The 15468-nt window shown below is 65.2% G+C and carries 13 protein-coding genes; all 13 read left to right on the top strand.

Translation table 11 applies throughout. The features are described from left to right. Positions 1-77: 77 nt before the first annotated feature. The 13 genes from ACZ52D_RS05590 (at position 78) to ACZ52D_RS05530 (ending at position 15466) form a co-directional block, all read left to right on the top strand. On the top strand, positions 78-1094 hold the full coding sequence (locus tag ACZ52D_RS05590; RefSeq protein WP_222456102.1) for a DNA-directed RNA polymerase subunit alpha: 1017 nt from the start codon (positions 78-80) through the stop codon (positions 1092-1094). Positions 1095-1232: 138 nt separating this feature from the next. Beyond that, positions 1233-1661, top strand: a complete 429-nt coding sequence (rplQ, locus tag ACZ52D_RS05585) for a 50S ribosomal protein L17 (protein WP_222456101.1) — start codon at positions 1233-1235, stop codon at positions 1659-1661. Between the two features lie 170 nt (positions 1662-1831). Beyond that, entirely contained in the window at positions 1832-4237 is a 2406-nt protein-coding gene (locus ACZ52D_RS05580) for a CHASE3 domain-containing protein (protein ID WP_222456100.1), read from the top strand. Between the two features lie 353 nt (positions 4238-4590). Beyond that, positions 4591-5676 (top strand): 3-deoxy-7-phosphoheptulonate synthase, encoded by a 1086-nt coding sequence (locus ACZ52D_RS05575; protein ID WP_222456099.1) that lies wholly within the window; start codon positions 4591-4593, stop codon positions 5674-5676. 191 nt (positions 5677-5867) lie between these two features. Next, positions 5868-7259: a trypsin-like peptidase domain-containing protein gene (locus tag ACZ52D_RS05570; protein WP_417475961.1), complete on the top strand. Its 1392-nt coding sequence runs from the start codon at positions 5868-5870 to the stop codon at positions 7257-7259. After that, positions 7259-8584, top strand: coding sequence for a replication-associated recombination protein A (locus tag ACZ52D_RS05565; RefSeq protein ID WP_464442816.1), 1326 nt, complete (start codon positions 7259-7261; stop codon positions 8582-8584). Before ACZ52D_RS05570 ends, ACZ52D_RS05565 begins: the two co-directional genes overlap by 1 nt. 142 nt (positions 8585-8726) lie before the next feature. Beyond that, the gene (crcB, locus tag ACZ52D_RS05560; protein WP_222456096.1) at positions 8727-9107 is read left to right on the top strand and encodes a fluoride efflux transporter CrcB; all 381 of its coding nucleotides are present in this window, start codon (positions 8727-8729) and stop codon (positions 9105-9107) included. After that, a complete protein-coding gene (locus ACZ52D_RS05555) occupies positions 9104-10150 on the top strand; it encodes an RluA family pseudouridine synthase (RefSeq protein WP_222456095.1) in 1047 nt (348 codons plus the stop codon). Before crcB ends, ACZ52D_RS05555 begins: the two co-directional genes overlap by 4 nt. After that, positions 10147-10815, top strand: a complete 669-nt coding sequence (locus tag ACZ52D_RS05550) for an HAD family hydrolase (protein WP_464442815.1) — start codon at positions 10147-10149, stop codon at positions 10813-10815. The genes ACZ52D_RS05555 and ACZ52D_RS05550 overlap by 4 nt, the downstream gene beginning before the upstream one ends. Positions 10816-10819: 4 nt before the next feature. Then, on the top strand, positions 10820-11533 hold the full coding sequence (locus ACZ52D_RS05545; RefSeq protein WP_464442814.1) for an ATP12 family chaperone protein: 714 nt from the start codon (positions 10820-10822) through the stop codon (positions 11531-11533). 220 nt (positions 11534-11753) lie between these two features. Then, positions 11754-12770, top strand: coding sequence for an amino acid ABC transporter substrate-binding protein (locus ACZ52D_RS05540; protein ID WP_222456092.1), 1017 nt, complete (start codon positions 11754-11756; stop codon positions 12768-12770). A 127-nt stretch (positions 12771-12897) separates the two neighbouring features. Next, positions 12898-14145 carry an amino acid ABC transporter permease gene (locus tag ACZ52D_RS05535; RefSeq protein ID WP_417475950.1) on the top strand — a complete coding sequence of 416 codons (1248 nt, stop codon included), beginning with the start codon at positions 12898-12900 and terminating at the stop codon, positions 14143-14145. A gap of 1 nt (position 14146) precedes the next feature. Continuing rightward, complete coding sequence (locus ACZ52D_RS05530; RefSeq protein ID WP_222456090.1) at positions 14147-15466, top strand: amino acid ABC transporter permease; 1320 nt, start codon at positions 14147-14149, stop codon at positions 15464-15466. Positions 15467-15468: the final 2 nt, after the last annotated feature.

Raw genomic sequence — 15468 nt, 5'->3', positions numbered from 1 at the left:
GGCCCCAGTGCGTCATTTAAACCTCGGGCGTCCTTGGCCTTTTGGACATGGGGCAAGGACAGGAATGGAGGGTACGCATGATCCACAAGAACTGGGCAGAGCTGATCAAACCGGCACAGCTGGAAGTGAAGCCGGGCAACGATCCTGCACGTCAGGCCACCGTTGTAGCAGAGCCGCTGGAGCGCGGTTTCGGCCTGACCTTGGGCAACGCGCTGCGCCGCGTTCTGATGAGCTCGCTGCAAGGCGCCGCCATCACCAGCGTGCAGATCGACAATGTACTGCATGAATTTTCCAGCGTTGCCGGTGTCCGTGAAGACGTCACCGACATCATCCTGAACCTCAAGGGCGTGTCCCTGCGCATGGAAGTCGAAGGCCCCAAGCGCCTGTCGATCAATGCCAAGGGTCCGGCTGTCGTCACCGCCGGTGACATCGCCGAAACCGCCGGCATCGAGGTTCTGAACCGCGACCACGTGATTTGCCACCTGGACGACGGTGCCGACCTGTTCATGGAACTGACCGTGAACACCGGCAAGGGCTATGTCTCTGCCGACAAGAACAAGCCGGAAGACGCTCCGATCGGCCTGATCCCGATCGACGCGATCTACTCGCCGGTCAAGAAGGTCTCCTATGACGTGCAGCCCACCCGTGAGGGCCAGGTGCTGGACTATGACAAGCTGACCATGAAGGTGGAAACCGACGGTTCCATCACCCCGGATGATGCCGTGGCTTTCGCCGCCCGCATCCTGCAGGATCAGCTGTCGATCTTCGTCAACTTCGACGAGCCGGAATCGGCTGGCCGCCAGGACGAGGACGATGGTCTCGAGTTCAACCCGCTTCTGCTGAAGAAAGTGGACGAACTGGAACTGTCCGTGCGATCGGCAAACTGCCTGAAGAACGACAACATCGTCTACATCGGCGACCTGATCCAGAAGACCGAAGCCGAGATGCTGCGCACCCCGAACTTCGGCCGCAAGTCGCTGAACGAGATCAAAGAGGTTCTGTCGGGCATGGGCCTGCACCTCGGCATGGACGTCGAGGACTGGCCGCCGGACAACATCGAAGATCTGGCCAAGAAGTTCGAAGACAGCTTCTAAACCGTTTTGAGGGGGGCTTCGGCCCTCCTCTTCAATGCCCGGACCGGCCGGGGAAGACATGGGCACCCGCCCCAAGGTGAGTGGCTGACACGCATCAGCTGCCTGACAAAGCAAAACGCAAAGTGAAGGAACTGAAAAATGCGTCACGCACGTGGTTATCGCCGCCTGAACCGTACTCATGAGCACCGCAAGGCCCTGTTCGCCAACATGGCCGGCTCGCTGATCGAGCACGAGCAGATCAAGACCACCCTGCCCAAGGCAAAAGAACTGCGCCCGATCGTTGAAAAACTGATCACCCTGGCAAAACGCGGCGATCTGCACGCCCGTCGTCAGGCCGCAGCCCGGCTGAAAGAGGACAAGGACGTCGCGAAACTGTTCGAGGTTCTGGGCCCGCGCTACAAGGACCGTCAGGGCGGCTACGTTCGCATCCTGAAGGCCGGCTTCCGTTACGGTGACATGGCTCCGATGGCGATCATCGAGTTCGTTGACCGTGACACCTCCGCCAAAGGCGCCGCCGACAAGGCCCGCCTGGCAGCTGAGGAAGCGGCAGCCGACGCCGAAGAATAAGACGCGCCGGACCCCAGGGTCTGACTGTCTGCCCCCGCTCCGCCCGGAGCGGGGGTTTTTCTTTTGCGCGGCAAAAGTATGCATACCCACAAATTACCTATGCGGGAAAGGGATTGGTAAGTTTCTTCTGTTTTGACTGCCGCATCTGTGAATGCACCGGGACGGATGTGATGAAGAAGAATAAGCCTTCCGCGGCCAGGCGGTTCTCTCTGGCAAACCTCAGTACCAAGTCGAAAATCGTCTCAGTCGCGCTGTTCCCGCTGCTGCTGGTTCTTGGTGTCGGGGTAATGGCGGTCAACGATCTCGGCCGGATGGAAAAAGCGGCCGCCGATGTGGCGCATGCCCAGGAAATTCTCGGCGAGGCGCAGGAACTGGCTGTTGCCGCCGCCGGTATGGAGGCGGGCCTGCGCGGCTATCTTCTGGCGGGGCGCGAGGAATACCTGGAACCCTACGAGGCCGGTAAGGCCGAGGTCGCCGAGGCGCTGGCGACCCTGCGCAGCCTCGCGGCCGGCAACGACGCCCTGTTGGCGGATCTCGATGAAGCCGAGGAAATCCTCAACGGCTGGCAGGAAACCGTTGCGACCGCGGCGATTACCCTGCGGCAGGAAATCGGCGACGCGATGACCATGAATGACATGGCGGCCGAGGTGAAGAAGTCGCGCGGCCGGGTGTTCTTCGAGGAATTCCGCGCCGAGGTTGCCCGCGTCATCGAAGAGGAAGAGGTGAACCTCGCCGATCGCCGCAATACGTTCTCGTCGCTGGTCACGGCGGGCATCGCCGACCCGGAGTACCTGAAAACCGCGCTGGAGGCGGTTGAACAGACCCATGAGGTGATCAGCAGCGCCAAGGACCTGATGGCGGCCGCCGTCGACATGGAAACCGGCATGCGGGGCTATCTGCTGGCCGGAGACCGGGCCTTCCTGACCCCCTTCATGGAGGGCAGCAGCCGGTTGCGCTCGGTGCTGAGCTCGCTGCGCCTCTCCCTGCTGGAGGACAAGACCCAGATGGACCGGCTGAACGCCGCCTCGGAGACCATCGACAACTGGCGCAAGGAAGTCGCGGTGCCGATGATCCAGCTGCGCCAGGAGATCGGCGACGCGGCGACGATGGATGACATGGCGGATTTCGTCGCGCAGGGGCAGGGCAAGGCCTATTTTGACAGCTTCCGCGCCACCATGCAGTCGCTGAAGGCGCAGGCGATGGAAACCAAGGCCGCGCGCCGCGCCGTCAGCGAGGAAATCGCGGCCCAGACCCGGATCATGATTCCGGCGGCCATCGCGGCGGCCATCCTGATCGGTGCGGTGATGGCGCTGGTGACCGGTTCCGGCATCGCCAAGGGCATCCGCCGGATCGTGGTGTCGATGCGGGGGCTGGCAGAAGGCAACAACGCGGTCGAGATCCATGGCCAGTCCCGCGGCGACGAAGTCGGGGAGATGGCGCGGGCCCTGGAGAAGTTCCGCGACGAGCTGGTCAAGATGCAGGAGGCCGAGAAGCGCAAGGCCGAGAGCAAGGACGCCGAGCTGGCTGGTGTTGTCCAGCAGCTGAGCGAGCGCCTTTCCCGGCTGTCGCAGGGCGATCTGGCGATCCGCATTGCAGAGCCGTTCCCCGAGGACTACGAGCAGCTGCGCGCCGATTTCAACGGGTCGATCGACAATCTGAACGCCACCGTGCAGCAGGTGATCGAAGCCTCCGCCAGCATCCGCAATGGCGCCGCCGAGATCAGCCAGGCATCGGATGACCTGTCGCATCGCACCGAAAGCCAGGCCGCGACGCTCGAGCAGACCGCCGCCGCGCTGGATGAGCTGACCGCCAGCGTTCAGTCCGCCGCGGAAGGCGCGCGCAACGTCGAGGCCACGGTGCAGGAAGCCCGCAACGAGGCTGCCGACAGCGGCGAGGTGGTACAAAGCGCGGTGACCGCCATGAGCGGCATCGAAGAGAGCTCGAACCGGATCTCGCAGATCATCGGGGTGATCGACGATATCGCCTTCCAGACCAATCTGCTGGCGCTGAATGCCGGGGTCGAAGCTGCCAGGGCCGGGGAAGCCGGCCGGGGCTTCGCGGTGGTGGCCAGCGAGGTGCGCGCCCTGGCGCAACGCTCCTCGGATGCGGCGATGGAGATCAAGACTCTCATCAGCGACAGCTCGCGGCAGGTGGAGCAGGGGGTTGATCTGGTCGGCCGCGCAGGCCAGGCGCTGCAATCCATCGCGGGCCGGGTCAGCCATATCTCGCAGCTCGTCTCCGAGATCGCCGAGGGCGCCGCGGAACAGTCCACCGGCCTCGCTGAGATCAACACCGGCATGACCCAGCTGGATCAGGTGACCCAGCAGAACGCCGCCATGGTCGAAGAGGCCACCGCCGCCGGCCACATGCTGAAGGGCGACGCCAACAAGCTGGCGAGCCTGGTGGCCCGCTTCCAGGTCGCCGAGGGCGCGGTGCCGCTTGCCGAGGAGGCTCCGGCCGAGGCGGTGATTTCCGCCCATGGCGAGGCCGACTGGCAGATCGAGGCCAGCCCGGCGCCGGTGGCCGTGGCCGCAACCAGCGGCAACGCTGCCCGCGATCTGTGGCAGGACTTCTGAAGCCACCGTACGACGTTTTGGGCAGGCCCTCCCGCAGCGGGGGGCCTGTTCCTTTTCATGGGGGCGACATCGGGGGCGCGGCTGCGCGATCTCCTGCTCGCAGGCGGGGGAGGAACGGCGCGGATTTTCGGGGGTGACAGCTGCGCGAATCTTCGCTAGCGTCCGACCCATGACCCGTAGCTATGCCGCATTCTGGTATTTCTTTTATCCGCGCCACATGGCGGACGGAGGGGTCAGCGCGTTCTGAGGACAGACAGGAAACGCACCAGGATACCACCAACCGCCCGCAGCCCGCTGGCGGTTTTTTCGTATCCGCCGCAGCGCCAAGGGCCTCCCGACAAGGAAGCTGAAACATGACACCCCAGACCGAAAACCTGCGCATCACCGGCATGCAGGAGCTGGTTTCACCCGAGGACCTGGCGGCGCAGATGCCCGCCACCGCCGCCGCGACTCAGACCGTCCTGGCCGGGCGGCGCGCCATTCAGGACGTCCTGCATGGCCGCGACGACCGGGTGGTCGCGGTGGTTGGTCCCTGCTCGATCCATGATCCCAAGGCAGCGATGGAATACGCCGAACGCCTCGCGCCGCTGCGCGCGCGGCTGGGCGCGCAGCTGGAAATCGTGATGCGGGTCTACTTCGAGAAACCCCGCACGATCTCGGGCTGGAAGGGGCTGATCAACGATCCTGGCCTTGATGGCTCGTTCCGCATCAACGAAGGCCTGGGGCTGGCGCGTCGCCTGTGTCTGGACATCAACGCGCTTGGCCTGCCGGTCGGGACCGAGTTCCTCGACACCGCGGTGCCGCAGTACATCTCCGACCTGGTGGCCTGGGCCGCGATCGGTGCCCGCACCACCGAAAGCCAGATCCACCGCGAGATGGCCTCGGGGCTGAGCTGCCCGGTGGGCTTCAAGAACGGCACCCGCGGCAATGTGCAGATCGCGGTGGACGCGGTGCGCTCCGCGGCGCACCCGCATCATTTCATGGCGCTTGCCAAGTCCGGCCGCGCCGCGATCGCGGCCACCAGCGGCAACCCCGACGGCCATCTGATCCTGCGTGGCGGCGGCGGCACCAACTACGACGCGGCATCGGTCGATGCGGCCTGCAAGCTAGCCGAGAAGGACGGCATCCGTGGCCATGTGATGATCGACGCCAGCCACGCCAACAGCGGCAAAGATCCGGCAAAGCAGCCCGCGGTGCTGGCCGATGTCGCCGGGCAGATCGCCGGTGGCGAGCAGCGCATCACCGGGGTGATGGTGGAAAGCCACCTGGTCGCCGGGCGGCAGGATCTGGGGCAGGGCGCGCTGACCTACGGCCAGTCGATCACCGATGGCTGCCTCGGCTGGGACGACACCGTGACCGCGCTGGAGCATCTCGCCGCCGCCGTGGATGCCCGCCGCGCCGCCGCAGCCCGCCCCGCGCCAGCGCTGGCAGACGCCTGAACCACCTGAACAGGGAGGCGGCCACCGATGGCCGCCTCTCTCCGGCTCCTGCACCTGCGGGTGGGGGAAATCGGTTGTCGGCCCGGGAGGCGCAGCGTGTCCCTCCTGCATGACCCGCCAGTCGACACAGCTGCCTTGCAATCCGGGCGCATGCTCCGCATATCCTTCGGGCAACAACTGTTGGAGTGCTCATGTTCCGCCCCGTCCTGACAGCCCTTGCCATCCTGCTGGCCCTGCCGGCCGCTGCCGAAACCCGCGTGCCGCAATCGCAGGCCGAGATCTCCCTCGGCTTTGCGCCCCTGGTCCGGGAGGCCTCGCCCGCGGTGGTCAACATCTATGCCAAGGTGGTGCGGCAGGTGCAGCAACGCCGCCGCTCGCCCTTCATGAATGATCCGTTCTTCGATGACTTGTTCCGCAGCTTCACCACGCCGCAGCCGCGCGTCGAGAACTCGCTCGGGTCAGGTGTGATCCTGTCGGCCGATGGCATCGTGGTGTCGAACTATCACGTGGTCGGCAGCGCCACGGAAATCCGCGTGGTGACCGCGGATCGCCGCGAATACAACGCCGAGGTCATCCTGGGCGACAAGGCCAGCGACCTGGCAATCCTGCAGCTGGAAGACGCCGAAGACTTGCCCTACCTGTCCCTGCGCGACAGCGACCAGGTCGAGGTGGGAGAGCTGGCGCTGGCGATCGGCAACCCCTTTGGCGTGGGGCAGACCGTCAGCAGTGGCATCATCTCGGGGCTTGCGCGCACCGGCATGGGGGCCGGTGATGGCTTTGGCTACTACATCCAGACCGATGCACCGATCAATCCCGGCAACTCGGGCGGTGCGCTGATCGACGTCAACGGCGATCTCATCGGCATCAACACCCGCATCCTGTCCCGTTCCGGCGGCTCCAACGGCATCGGCTTTGCAATCCCCGCCAACCTGGTGCGGGAATTCGTCAACCAGGCGCGTGAAGGCGCCGAGGAGTTCCAGCGCCCCTGGGCCGGTATGGCGGGGCAGCCGGTGGATGCGGACCTCGCCGCCTCGTTGGGGATGGAGCTGCCAGAGGGCATGGTGATTTCGGATCTGCACCGCGAAAGCCCCTTTGCCAAGGCGGGCTTCCGGGTCGGCGACGTGATCACCCATGTCGACGGTGAAGTGGTCAACTCGCCTTCGGAGATGGTGTTCCGCATGTCGGTGGCCGGGCTGGGGGATACCTCGGTCATCACCCGTCTGCGCGGGGGCGAGCGGGAAGAGGTCGAGGTGCCGATGATCACCGCCCCTGACACGCCGCCCGCCAATCCGGTCCAGCTGGACGAAAAGACCGCGTTGCCGGGGCTGACCGTGGCCCGGATCAATCCGCAGGTCATCACCCGCCTTGGCCTGCCGCTGTCGGCGGAAGGGGTGGTGGTCACCGATCCCGGTCCCTATGCCGCGCGCGGCGGGGTGCAGACCGGGGACGTCGTGCTGGCCGTGAACGGCAAGGCGGTGACCAGCACCGATGATGTCTATGCGCTGCTGGCCAACAGTGGCCGCTGGGTCCAGCTGGATTTGAACCGGCGCGGCAGGCAGGTGGCGCTGAGGTTCCGGCTCTGATGTCGGATCTGTTCGGCAGCCCCGAAGGCGGTGGTGACGACACCGCCCAGCAACCCGCCCGCAACCGGCCGCTGGCCGACCGGCTGCGGCCGCAGTCCCTGACGGATGTGATCGGTCAGCAGCAGGTGCTTGGCCCGGAAGCGCCGCTGGGCGTGATGCTGGCCTCCGGCTCGTTGTCGTCGCTGATCTTCTGGGGGCCGCCGGGCGTGGGCAAGACAACGATCGCGCGGCTGCTGGCCAAGGAAACGGACCTGCATTTCGTGCAGATCTCGGCGATCTTCACCGGCGTACCGGAACTGCGCAAGGTGTTCGAGGCCGCCAAGATCCGCCGCCAGAATGGCCAGGGAACGTTGCTGTTCGTCGACGAGATCCATCGTTTCAACAAGGCCCAGCAGGACGGCTTCCTGCCGCATATGGAGGATGGCACTATCCTGCTGGTGGGGGCGACGACGGAAAACCCCTCGTTCGAGCTCAATGCCGCCGTGTTGAGCCGGTCCCAGGTGCTGGTGCTGGAACGTCTGTCGCTGGCGGATCTCGAACGTCTGACCCAGCGCGCCGAGAAGGAGCTGGGCCGCGCCCTGCCGCTCTCGGGCGATGCCCGCGATGCGCTGCACGAGATGGCCGATGGCGACGGGCGCGCGCTGCTGAACCTGATCGAACAGGTTGCCGCCTGGAAGGTGGAGGCCCCGCTGGGGCGCGAGGCGCTGTCGGCGCGGCTGATGCGCCGCGCGGCCAAGTTCGACAAGTCTGGCGACGAGCATTACAACCTGATCTCAGCCTTGCACAAATCGATCCGCGGCTCCGACCCGGATGCGGCGCTGTACTGGCTGGCGCGGATGCTGGAGGGCGGAGAGGATCCGCGCTTTCTGGCCCGCCGCCTGACGATGATGTCGACCGAGGACATCGGCATGGCCGATCCGCAGGCCAATACCGTGTGTCTCAATGCCTGGCAGACCTATGAACGCCTCGGCAGCCCTGAGGGGGAGCTGGCGCTGGCCAATGCCGCCGTCTACCTGGCGCTGGCGCCGAAATCCAACGCCGTCTACGTCGGCATCAAGGCGGCGCGGCGGCTGGCCAAGCAGACCGGCAGCGCGCCGCCGCCCAAGCACATCCTGAACGCGCCGACCAAGTTCATGGCCGAGCAGGGTTACGGCGAGGGCTATGCCTATGACCACGACGCCGAGGACGGGTTTTCCGGCCAGAACTACTTCCCCGACGGGGTAAAGCGGCCGGTGCTGTACCAGCCAGTGGAGCGTGGCTTTGAGCGCGAGCTGAAGCGGCGCAATGACTACTTTGCCAACCTCAGGCTGAAGCGGAACAAGTGAAGCGGCTTTGCGGGCAAAGCCGCTGCCTGCGGCGCGAGTATTTGGGGAAAGATGAAGCCGGGGTGGTTCTGCGGGCAGCCCTGCGCGTGGTGCAGGGCGGGCAAAACTTGACATCCTTGCCCGTGCGCGCGACAGGACGGGGATGATTTCTTCGGTTTCCATGGTGGCGCTTGGTGGCGCGGTCGGCGCAGTGTGCCGGTATCTGGCGGGCTTGGGCATCATCCGGCTGCTGGGGCACCATGATTTCCCGGTGGCGGTGCTGACGGTCAATATCCTCGGCTCCTTCCTGATGGGGGTGTTCGTGGTGGCGGCGGCGCTGCGGGACCTGACCTGGCTCAGCCCGTTGGTGATGACCGGGATCCTGGGCGGGTTCACCACCTTCTCGGCGTTCTCGCTGGAGACCGCCAACCTGATCGAGCGCGGCGCCTTCGGGCAGGCCGCGCTGTATGTAGCTTTGTCCGTGGGCCTGTCGGTCGGCGGGCTGTTTTTCGGCCTGTGGGCCGCAAGGGGAGTGTTCGCATGAGCGGCGTTCAGATGATTACCGTCAGCGAAGACGACAGCGGCCAGCGCATCGACCGCTGGCTGCGGCGGCTGTTCCCGCATGTGAACCAGGGCCGCATCGAGAAGATGTGCCGCAAGGGCGAGCTGCGGCTGGATGGCGGTCGGGTCAAGGCCAATACCCGCGTCGAGGCGGGACAGGTGGTGCGGGTGCCGCCGCTGGCGGAGAGTGACCTGAAACCGGCTGCCCCGCGCGAGATGCGGATTTCCGACGCCGACGCGAAGATGATCCGCGACTGCGTGATCTACCGCGACGACGACGTGATCGTCTTGAACAAGCCCGCGGGGCTGGCGGTGCAGGGCGGCTCCGGCACCACCAAGCACGTGGATGGCCTGGCCGAGGCGCTGAAGTTCGGGCTGGAGGACAAGCCCAAGCTGGTGCACCGGATCGACAAGGACACTTCGGGCGTGCTGGTGCTGGCGCGCAACCGCAAGGCCGCACAGGCGCTGACCGCCGCGTTCCGGCACAAGAACACCCGCAAGATCTACTGGGCACTGGTGGCCGGCGTGCCGACGCCGTACCTTGGCGAGATCAAGAACGGGCTGGTGAAGGCGCCGGGGCATGGCCGGTCCGGTGAGGGCGAGAAGATGATCAACGTGCATCCGCGCGACATCGACGACACGCCGGGTGCCAAGCGCGCACATACGCTGTATGCCACGCTTTACCGGGTTGCCTCCCGCGCTGCCTGGGTGGCGATGGAGCCGATTACCGGCCGCACCCACCAGCTGCGCGCGCATATGTCCGGCATGGGCCATCCCATTGCCGGCGATGGCAAATACGGCGGCTCGGGGCAGGAGAACCTGGGCGACGGCTGGGGCGCGCAGATCGGCGGGGTGATCTCGAAGAAGCTGCACCTGCACGCGCGCCGGATGGTGTTCGAGCACCCGGTCACCCGCAAGCCGGTGTCGGTGGTGGCGCCCTTGCCCGACCATATGAAGGAAAGCTGGGAGACCTTTGGCTGGACCGAGGACCTGGCGGCGGACGACCCGTTCGAGGATCTGAAGTGAGCAAACCGCTGCGGCTGATCCTGTTTGACGTCGATGGCACCCTGGCCGACAGCCAGGGCGCGATCACCGGTGCGATGGCGGAGGCGTTCGAAGGCGCGGGCCTGGACGTGCCCCCGCGCGAGGCGATCCTGTCCATCGTCGGGCTGTCGCTGCCGTTGGCGATGCGGGAGCTGGCGCCGAATCATGACGATGCCACGATCGAGGCGCTGGTGGAGGGCTACAAGTCCTCCTACATGCTGTCGCGAGAGGCGGCGGGCGCGGCGCATTCGCCGCTGTATCCCGGTGCGCGCGAGGCGCTGGCGCAGCTGCACGAGGTGCCGGAATACCTGCTCGGCGTGGCCACCGGCAAGTCACAGCGCGGGCTGGATGCCCTGATCGACGCGCATGGGCTGAACTGTTTCGTGACCCGGCAGGTGGCGGACCATCATCCGTCGAAACCGCATCCGTCGATGATCCTGACGGCGATGGCAGAGACCGGGGCCGATCCGGACAGCACCGTGATGATCGGCGACACGAGGTTTGACATTGAAATGGGGCGCGCCGCGGGGGTCACGACCATCGCCGTGCCCTGGGGCTATCACGACGCAGCCACACTGGGCGCCGACTACCTGATCCGCGACTTCGCGGAGCTGCGCCCGCTGCTGGCAGAGATCTGGAAGGAATAGGCACATGAGCGGCTGGGCACAGAAACGGTTCTGGAAGGCAGTGGCAGTGGCGCAATGCGACGATGGCTTTGCGGTGGAGCTGGACGGCCGCCGGGTGAAGACCCCGGCAAAGGCTGCGCTGACGGTGCCGACCCGCGCCATGGCTGAGGCCATTGCCGCGGAGTGGGACGCCCAGAGCGAATCAGTCGACCCGGGCAGCATGCCCTGCACCCGGTCGGCAAATGCGGCGATCGACAAGGTGACACATCAGCACAGCGAAGTCGCCACGATACTGGCGGAATACGGTGACACCGATTTGCTGTGCTATCGCGCGGACTCGCCGGCCGAGCTGGCCGCGCGCCAGGCCGAGGCATGGGATCCGGCCCTGGACTGGGCCGAAACCGCGCTGGGCGCCCGTCTGGCACCGCGCAGCGGCATCCTGCATCAGCCGCAGGAGGCGTCGGCGCTGGCATGTCTGGCGCAGCAGGTGGAGGCGTTGAGCCCGTTCCAGCTGGCCGCGTTTCATGACCTGGTGGGCATCTCCGGGTCCTTGATTCTAGGGTTCGCGGCGGCATTGGACTGGCGCGATGCCGAGGACATCTGGCAGCTGTCGCGGCTCGATGAACGCTGGCAGGAAGAGCAATGGGGCGTGGATGAGGAGGCGCAGGCCGTCGCCGCCGTCAAGCGGCAGGAATTCCTGCATGCCAAACGTTTCTTTGACCTCTCCACGGAGCGCTGAAAATTACCCGAACCCCGGTCGCGGCGAAAGTATTTTGCTTGGCCGGGGTTTGTGCGCAATCCGCGCATCGAATTTCCTGATACGACCCTTGACGTTTGCTGATGAATGCGCCCACACTCGGGCATGAATTGGGGGTAAACCCTTCTTCAGTCTCATTTCCGGCGGGGGATCGCCGGATAATAAGAACCGCCGAATGGCGGGCCATCAGGAAGAGGTAAATATGAAAAAATCCGTTATTTTGGGCGCAATGACCTTCGCCGGTCTTGCGGCTGGCGCGGCATCTGCCGGCACGCTGGACGACGTGAAGGCGCGCGGCAAGCTGAACTGCGGCGTCACCACCGGTCTGGTCGGTTTTGCGGCTCCGAATGCGAACGGCGAATGGGAAGGTTTCGACGTGGCCGTGTGCCGTGCCGTTGCTGCGGCCGTGCTGGGCGACTCCACCGCGGTGGAATTCGTGCCGACCACCGGCAAGACCCGCTTCACCGCGCTGGCGTCGGGCGAGATCGACATGCTGGCCCGCAACACCACCTGGACCTTCAGCCGCGACGTCGACCTGAAGTTCGAATTCACCGGCATCAACTACTATGACGGCCAGGGTTTCATGGTTCCGAAAGAGCTGGGCGTGTCCTCGGCCAAGGAACTGGATGGCGCCACCGTGTGTATCCAGACCGGCACCACCACCGAGCTGAACCTGGCGGACTTCTTCCGCTCCAACAACATCTCCTACGAGCCGGTGCCGATCGAAACCAACGCCGAGGCGCAGCAGCAGTACCTGGCAGGTGCCTGTGACGTCTACACCACCGACGCCTCCGGCCTGGCGGCCACCCGCGCCACCTTCGACGATCCGTCGGCGCATGTGCTGCTGCCGGAAATCATCTCGAAAGAACCGCTGGGCCCGCTGGTCCGCCACGGTGACAACGAGTGGGGCGACGTGGTGCGCTGGTCCCTGAACGCGCTGATCGCAGCCGAAGAGCTGGGCATCACCTCGGCCAACCTGAACGACATGGCCGCAGGTACCGACAACCCGGAAATCAACCGTCTGCTGGGCACCGAAGGCACCCTGGGCGAAATGCTGGGCCTGTCGGCTGACTGGGCGAAAAACGCCATCGCGGCTGGCGGCAACTACGGTGAGATCTTCGCCAAGAACATCGGTGAGGACACCCCGATTGGTCTGGCGCGTGGTCTGAACGCACAGTGGACCGAAGGTGGCCTGCTGTACGCACCGCCGTTCCGCTAATCACACCATCGGGAGGGGCGCAGGTTAAGCCTGCGCCCTTTTCCTATCTTTGCATAAGCTCCGGCCAGCTGCGGAGCGGCGACCAACGCCGCCAGGACAGAAAACCGGAGCCCAGGGGATCACATATATGTCAACGCTCACTGACCCTCCAAAGGAGCAGTTCCGGCTGTCCATGCTCCTTTATGATACCCGGTATCGCTCGGCCACCATCCAGGTCATCGCGATGTTCGGGTTCATGCTTCTGGCCGCCTGGCTCATCAACAACACCATCATCAACCTCAATACGCTGGGCAAACCCGTCTCCTTCGGGTTCCTGGGCGAGACTGCAGGCTACGATATCAACCAGCGACTGCTGGATTACGACAACCAGGACACCCACCTGCGCGCGGCCTTCCTGGGCCTGCTGAACACGCTTGTGATCGCCTTCATGGGCTGTGTCGCCGCGACCATCGTCGGGGTGCTGGTCGGCGTGCTGCGGCTGTCGTCGAACTGGCTGGTGGCGCGGATCATGACCGTCTACGTCGAGATGTTCCGCAACATCCCGGTGCTGCTGTGGATCGTGCTGATCTTTGCCATCGTCACCGAATCCACGCCGCACCCCAAGGTCTACCGGGGCGTCGAGACCGGCGCCGTGGTGGTGACCAACCGCGGCACCTACCTGCCGGAACCGCTGTTCTCGCGCTCCCTGGGCGATGTGCACCTTTTCGGCAGCTCCAGCCTGCGTTTTGATATCTCGCTGGACCTGATTGCCATTCTGGTGGTGCTCGGCCTCAGCATCTTTGCCTCGATCAAGATCCGCCAGCGCGCGGACCGCATCCAGGAGGCCACCGGCGTGCGCCCGCGCACCTGGCACACCCGCGCCGCGGTGCTGATCCTGCCGCTGCTGAGCCTGCTGATCGCGCTGGGCTTCCACCTCGGCTACCCCGAGCTGAAGGGCTTCAACTTCCAGGGCGGTACCCATCTGCGCAACTCGCTGCTGGCCTTGTGGCTGGCGCTGTCGCTCTACACGGCTGCCTTCATTGCGGAAATCGTGCGGGCGGGGATCCTGGCGATCTCCAAGGGCCAGACCGAGGCCGCATCGGCCCTGGGCCTGCGTCCCAACAAGACCATGTCGCTGGTGATCCTGCCGCAGGCGCTGCGGGTGATCATCCCGCCGCTGATCTCCAACTATCTGAACCTGACCAAGAACTCCTCGCTGGCGATTGCCGTGGGTTACATGGACATCACCGGCACCCTTGGCGGTATCACCATGAACCAGACCGGTCGCGAGCTGGAGTGCGTGCTGATGCTGATGCTGGTCTACCTGGCCATCTCGCTGACCATCTCGGCGGTGATGAACTGGTACAACGAAGCCGTGAAGCTGAAGGAGCGCTGAGATGAGCGGTACACATGCCCATACCGTCGCCTATGTGCGCGACACCATGCTGCCCGAGCAGGCGCCTCCCGCATCCGAAGTGGGACCGATCGGCTGGATGCGTCACAACCTGTTCTCCACCTGGGTGAACACCGGCATGACCTTGCTGGCGGTGGCGGCGATCTACTACGTGCTGGCCGGGGTGCTGCCCTGGATCTTCCAGTCGGTGTGGAACGCGGATTCGCTGACCGAATGCCGCGAGATCATGATGGAAACCTGGGGCTCGACCCATGGCCACGCCTGCTGGGGTGTGATCAAGGAGCGCTGGCTGCAGCTGCTGTTCGGCTTCTACCCGCCGCATCTGTACTGGCGGCCGATCCTGGCGCTGGTGCTGCTGCTGGCGGCGCTGAGCCCGGTGCTGTTCTCCGACCGGGTTTCCTCCAAGATGCTGATCCTGACCGCAGCCTACCCCTTCCTGATGCCCTTCCTGATGTGGGGTGGCACCATCTGGGGTCCGCTGAGCGCCGCGCTCGGCTTTGTCATCGGCTATCTCATCATCAAGCACGGCTCCGAAAAACTGGGTGAGCTGGGCGCGATGATCGCAGGTGTCGTGGCCGCGGTGATCTGGTGGTTCGTGCTGGCCGGTCCGGTGACGGATGCCCTGTCCTCGGCCCTGCCCATCGGCATCGAGGCGGTCCAGAGCCGCCAGTTCGGCGGCTTCATGCTGGCGATCATGCTGGGGGTCGTGGCCATCGGTGTCTCGCTGCCGATCGGGGTGGTGCTGGCGCTGGGGCGTCAGTCCGACCTGATCATCGTCAAGTACATCTGCGTCGGCTTCATCGAATTCGTGCGCGGCGTGCCGCTGATCACCCTGCTGTTCGTGGCCTCGCTGCTGCTGAACATCTTCCTGCCGCCGGGGACCAATTTTGACATCATCCTGCGGGTGATGATCATGATGACCCTGTTCTCCGCCGCCTATATGGCCGAGGTGATCCGCGGTGGTCTGGCAGCCCTGCCCAGGGGCCAGTACGAGGGGGCTGACAGCCTTGGCCTCAACTACTGGCAGGCGCAGCGGCTGATCATCATGCCGCAGGCGCTGAAGATCTCCATTCCGGGCATCGTCAGCACCTTCATCGGGATTTTCAAGGATACCACGCTGGTGTCGATCATCGGCCTGTTCGATGTCATCGGCCTGGCCAGTGCGATCCGCGCAGACACAGCCTGGAATGGCATCTACTGGGAACTCTTCGCGTTCATCGCGGCGCTGTTCTTCGTCGTCTGCTTCTCCATGTCCCGTTATTCCATGTATCTTGAGCGTCGCCTCAAGACGGACCACCGTTAAGG

The organism is Leisingera sp. S2M4 (genome assembly GCF_055398055.1).
The sequence above is the reverse complement of the archived record's forward strand: the minus strand, read 5'-3'. Positions and strand labels throughout refer to the sequence as shown.

What these genes read in the sequence shown, in the direction of transcription:
- rplQ (WP_222456101.1), top strand. Translation starts at nt 1,233, where the DNA reads ATGCGTCACGCACGTGGTTATCGCCGCCTGAACCGTACTCATGAGCAC.
- ACZ52D_RS05565 (WP_464442816.1), top strand. Translation starts at nt 7,259, where the DNA reads ATGTCGGATCTGTTCGGCAGCCCCGAAGGCGGTGGTGACGACACCGCC.
- ACZ52D_RS05545 (WP_464442814.1), top strand. Translation starts at nt 10,820, where the DNA reads ATGAGCGGCTGGGCACAGAAACGGTTCTGGAAGGCAGTGGCAGTGGCG.
- ACZ52D_RS05530 (WP_222456090.1), top strand. Translation starts at nt 14,147, where the DNA reads ATGAGCGGTACACATGCCCATACCGTCGCCTATGTGCGCGACACCATG.
- ACZ52D_RS05580 (WP_222456100.1), top strand. Translation starts at nt 1,832, where the DNA reads ATGAAGAAGAATAAGCCTTCCGCGGCCAGGCGGTTCTCTCTGGCAAAC.
- ACZ52D_RS05575 (WP_222456099.1), top strand. Translation starts at nt 4,591, where the DNA reads ATGACACCCCAGACCGAAAACCTGCGCATCACCGGCATGCAGGAGCTG.
- ACZ52D_RS05535 (WP_417475950.1), top strand. Translation starts at nt 12,898, where the DNA reads ATGTCAACGCTCACTGACCCTCCAAAGGAGCAGTTCCGGCTGTCCATG.
- ACZ52D_RS05555 (WP_222456095.1), top strand. Translation starts at nt 9,104, where the DNA reads ATGAGCGGCGTTCAGATGATTACCGTCAGCGAAGACGACAGCGGCCAG.
- ACZ52D_RS05570 (WP_417475961.1), top strand. Translation starts at nt 5,868, where the DNA reads ATGTTCCGCCCCGTCCTGACAGCCCTTGCCATCCTGCTGGCCCTGCCG.
- crcB (WP_222456096.1), top strand. Translation starts at nt 8,727, where the DNA reads ATGATTTCTTCGGTTTCCATGGTGGCGCTTGGTGGCGCGGTCGGCGCA.
- ACZ52D_RS05590 (WP_222456102.1), top strand. Translation starts at nt 78, where the DNA reads ATGATCCACAAGAACTGGGCAGAGCTGATCAAACCGGCACAGCTGGAA.
- ACZ52D_RS05540 (WP_222456092.1), top strand. Translation starts at nt 11,754, where the DNA reads ATGAAAAAATCCGTTATTTTGGGCGCAATGACCTTCGCCGGTCTTGCG.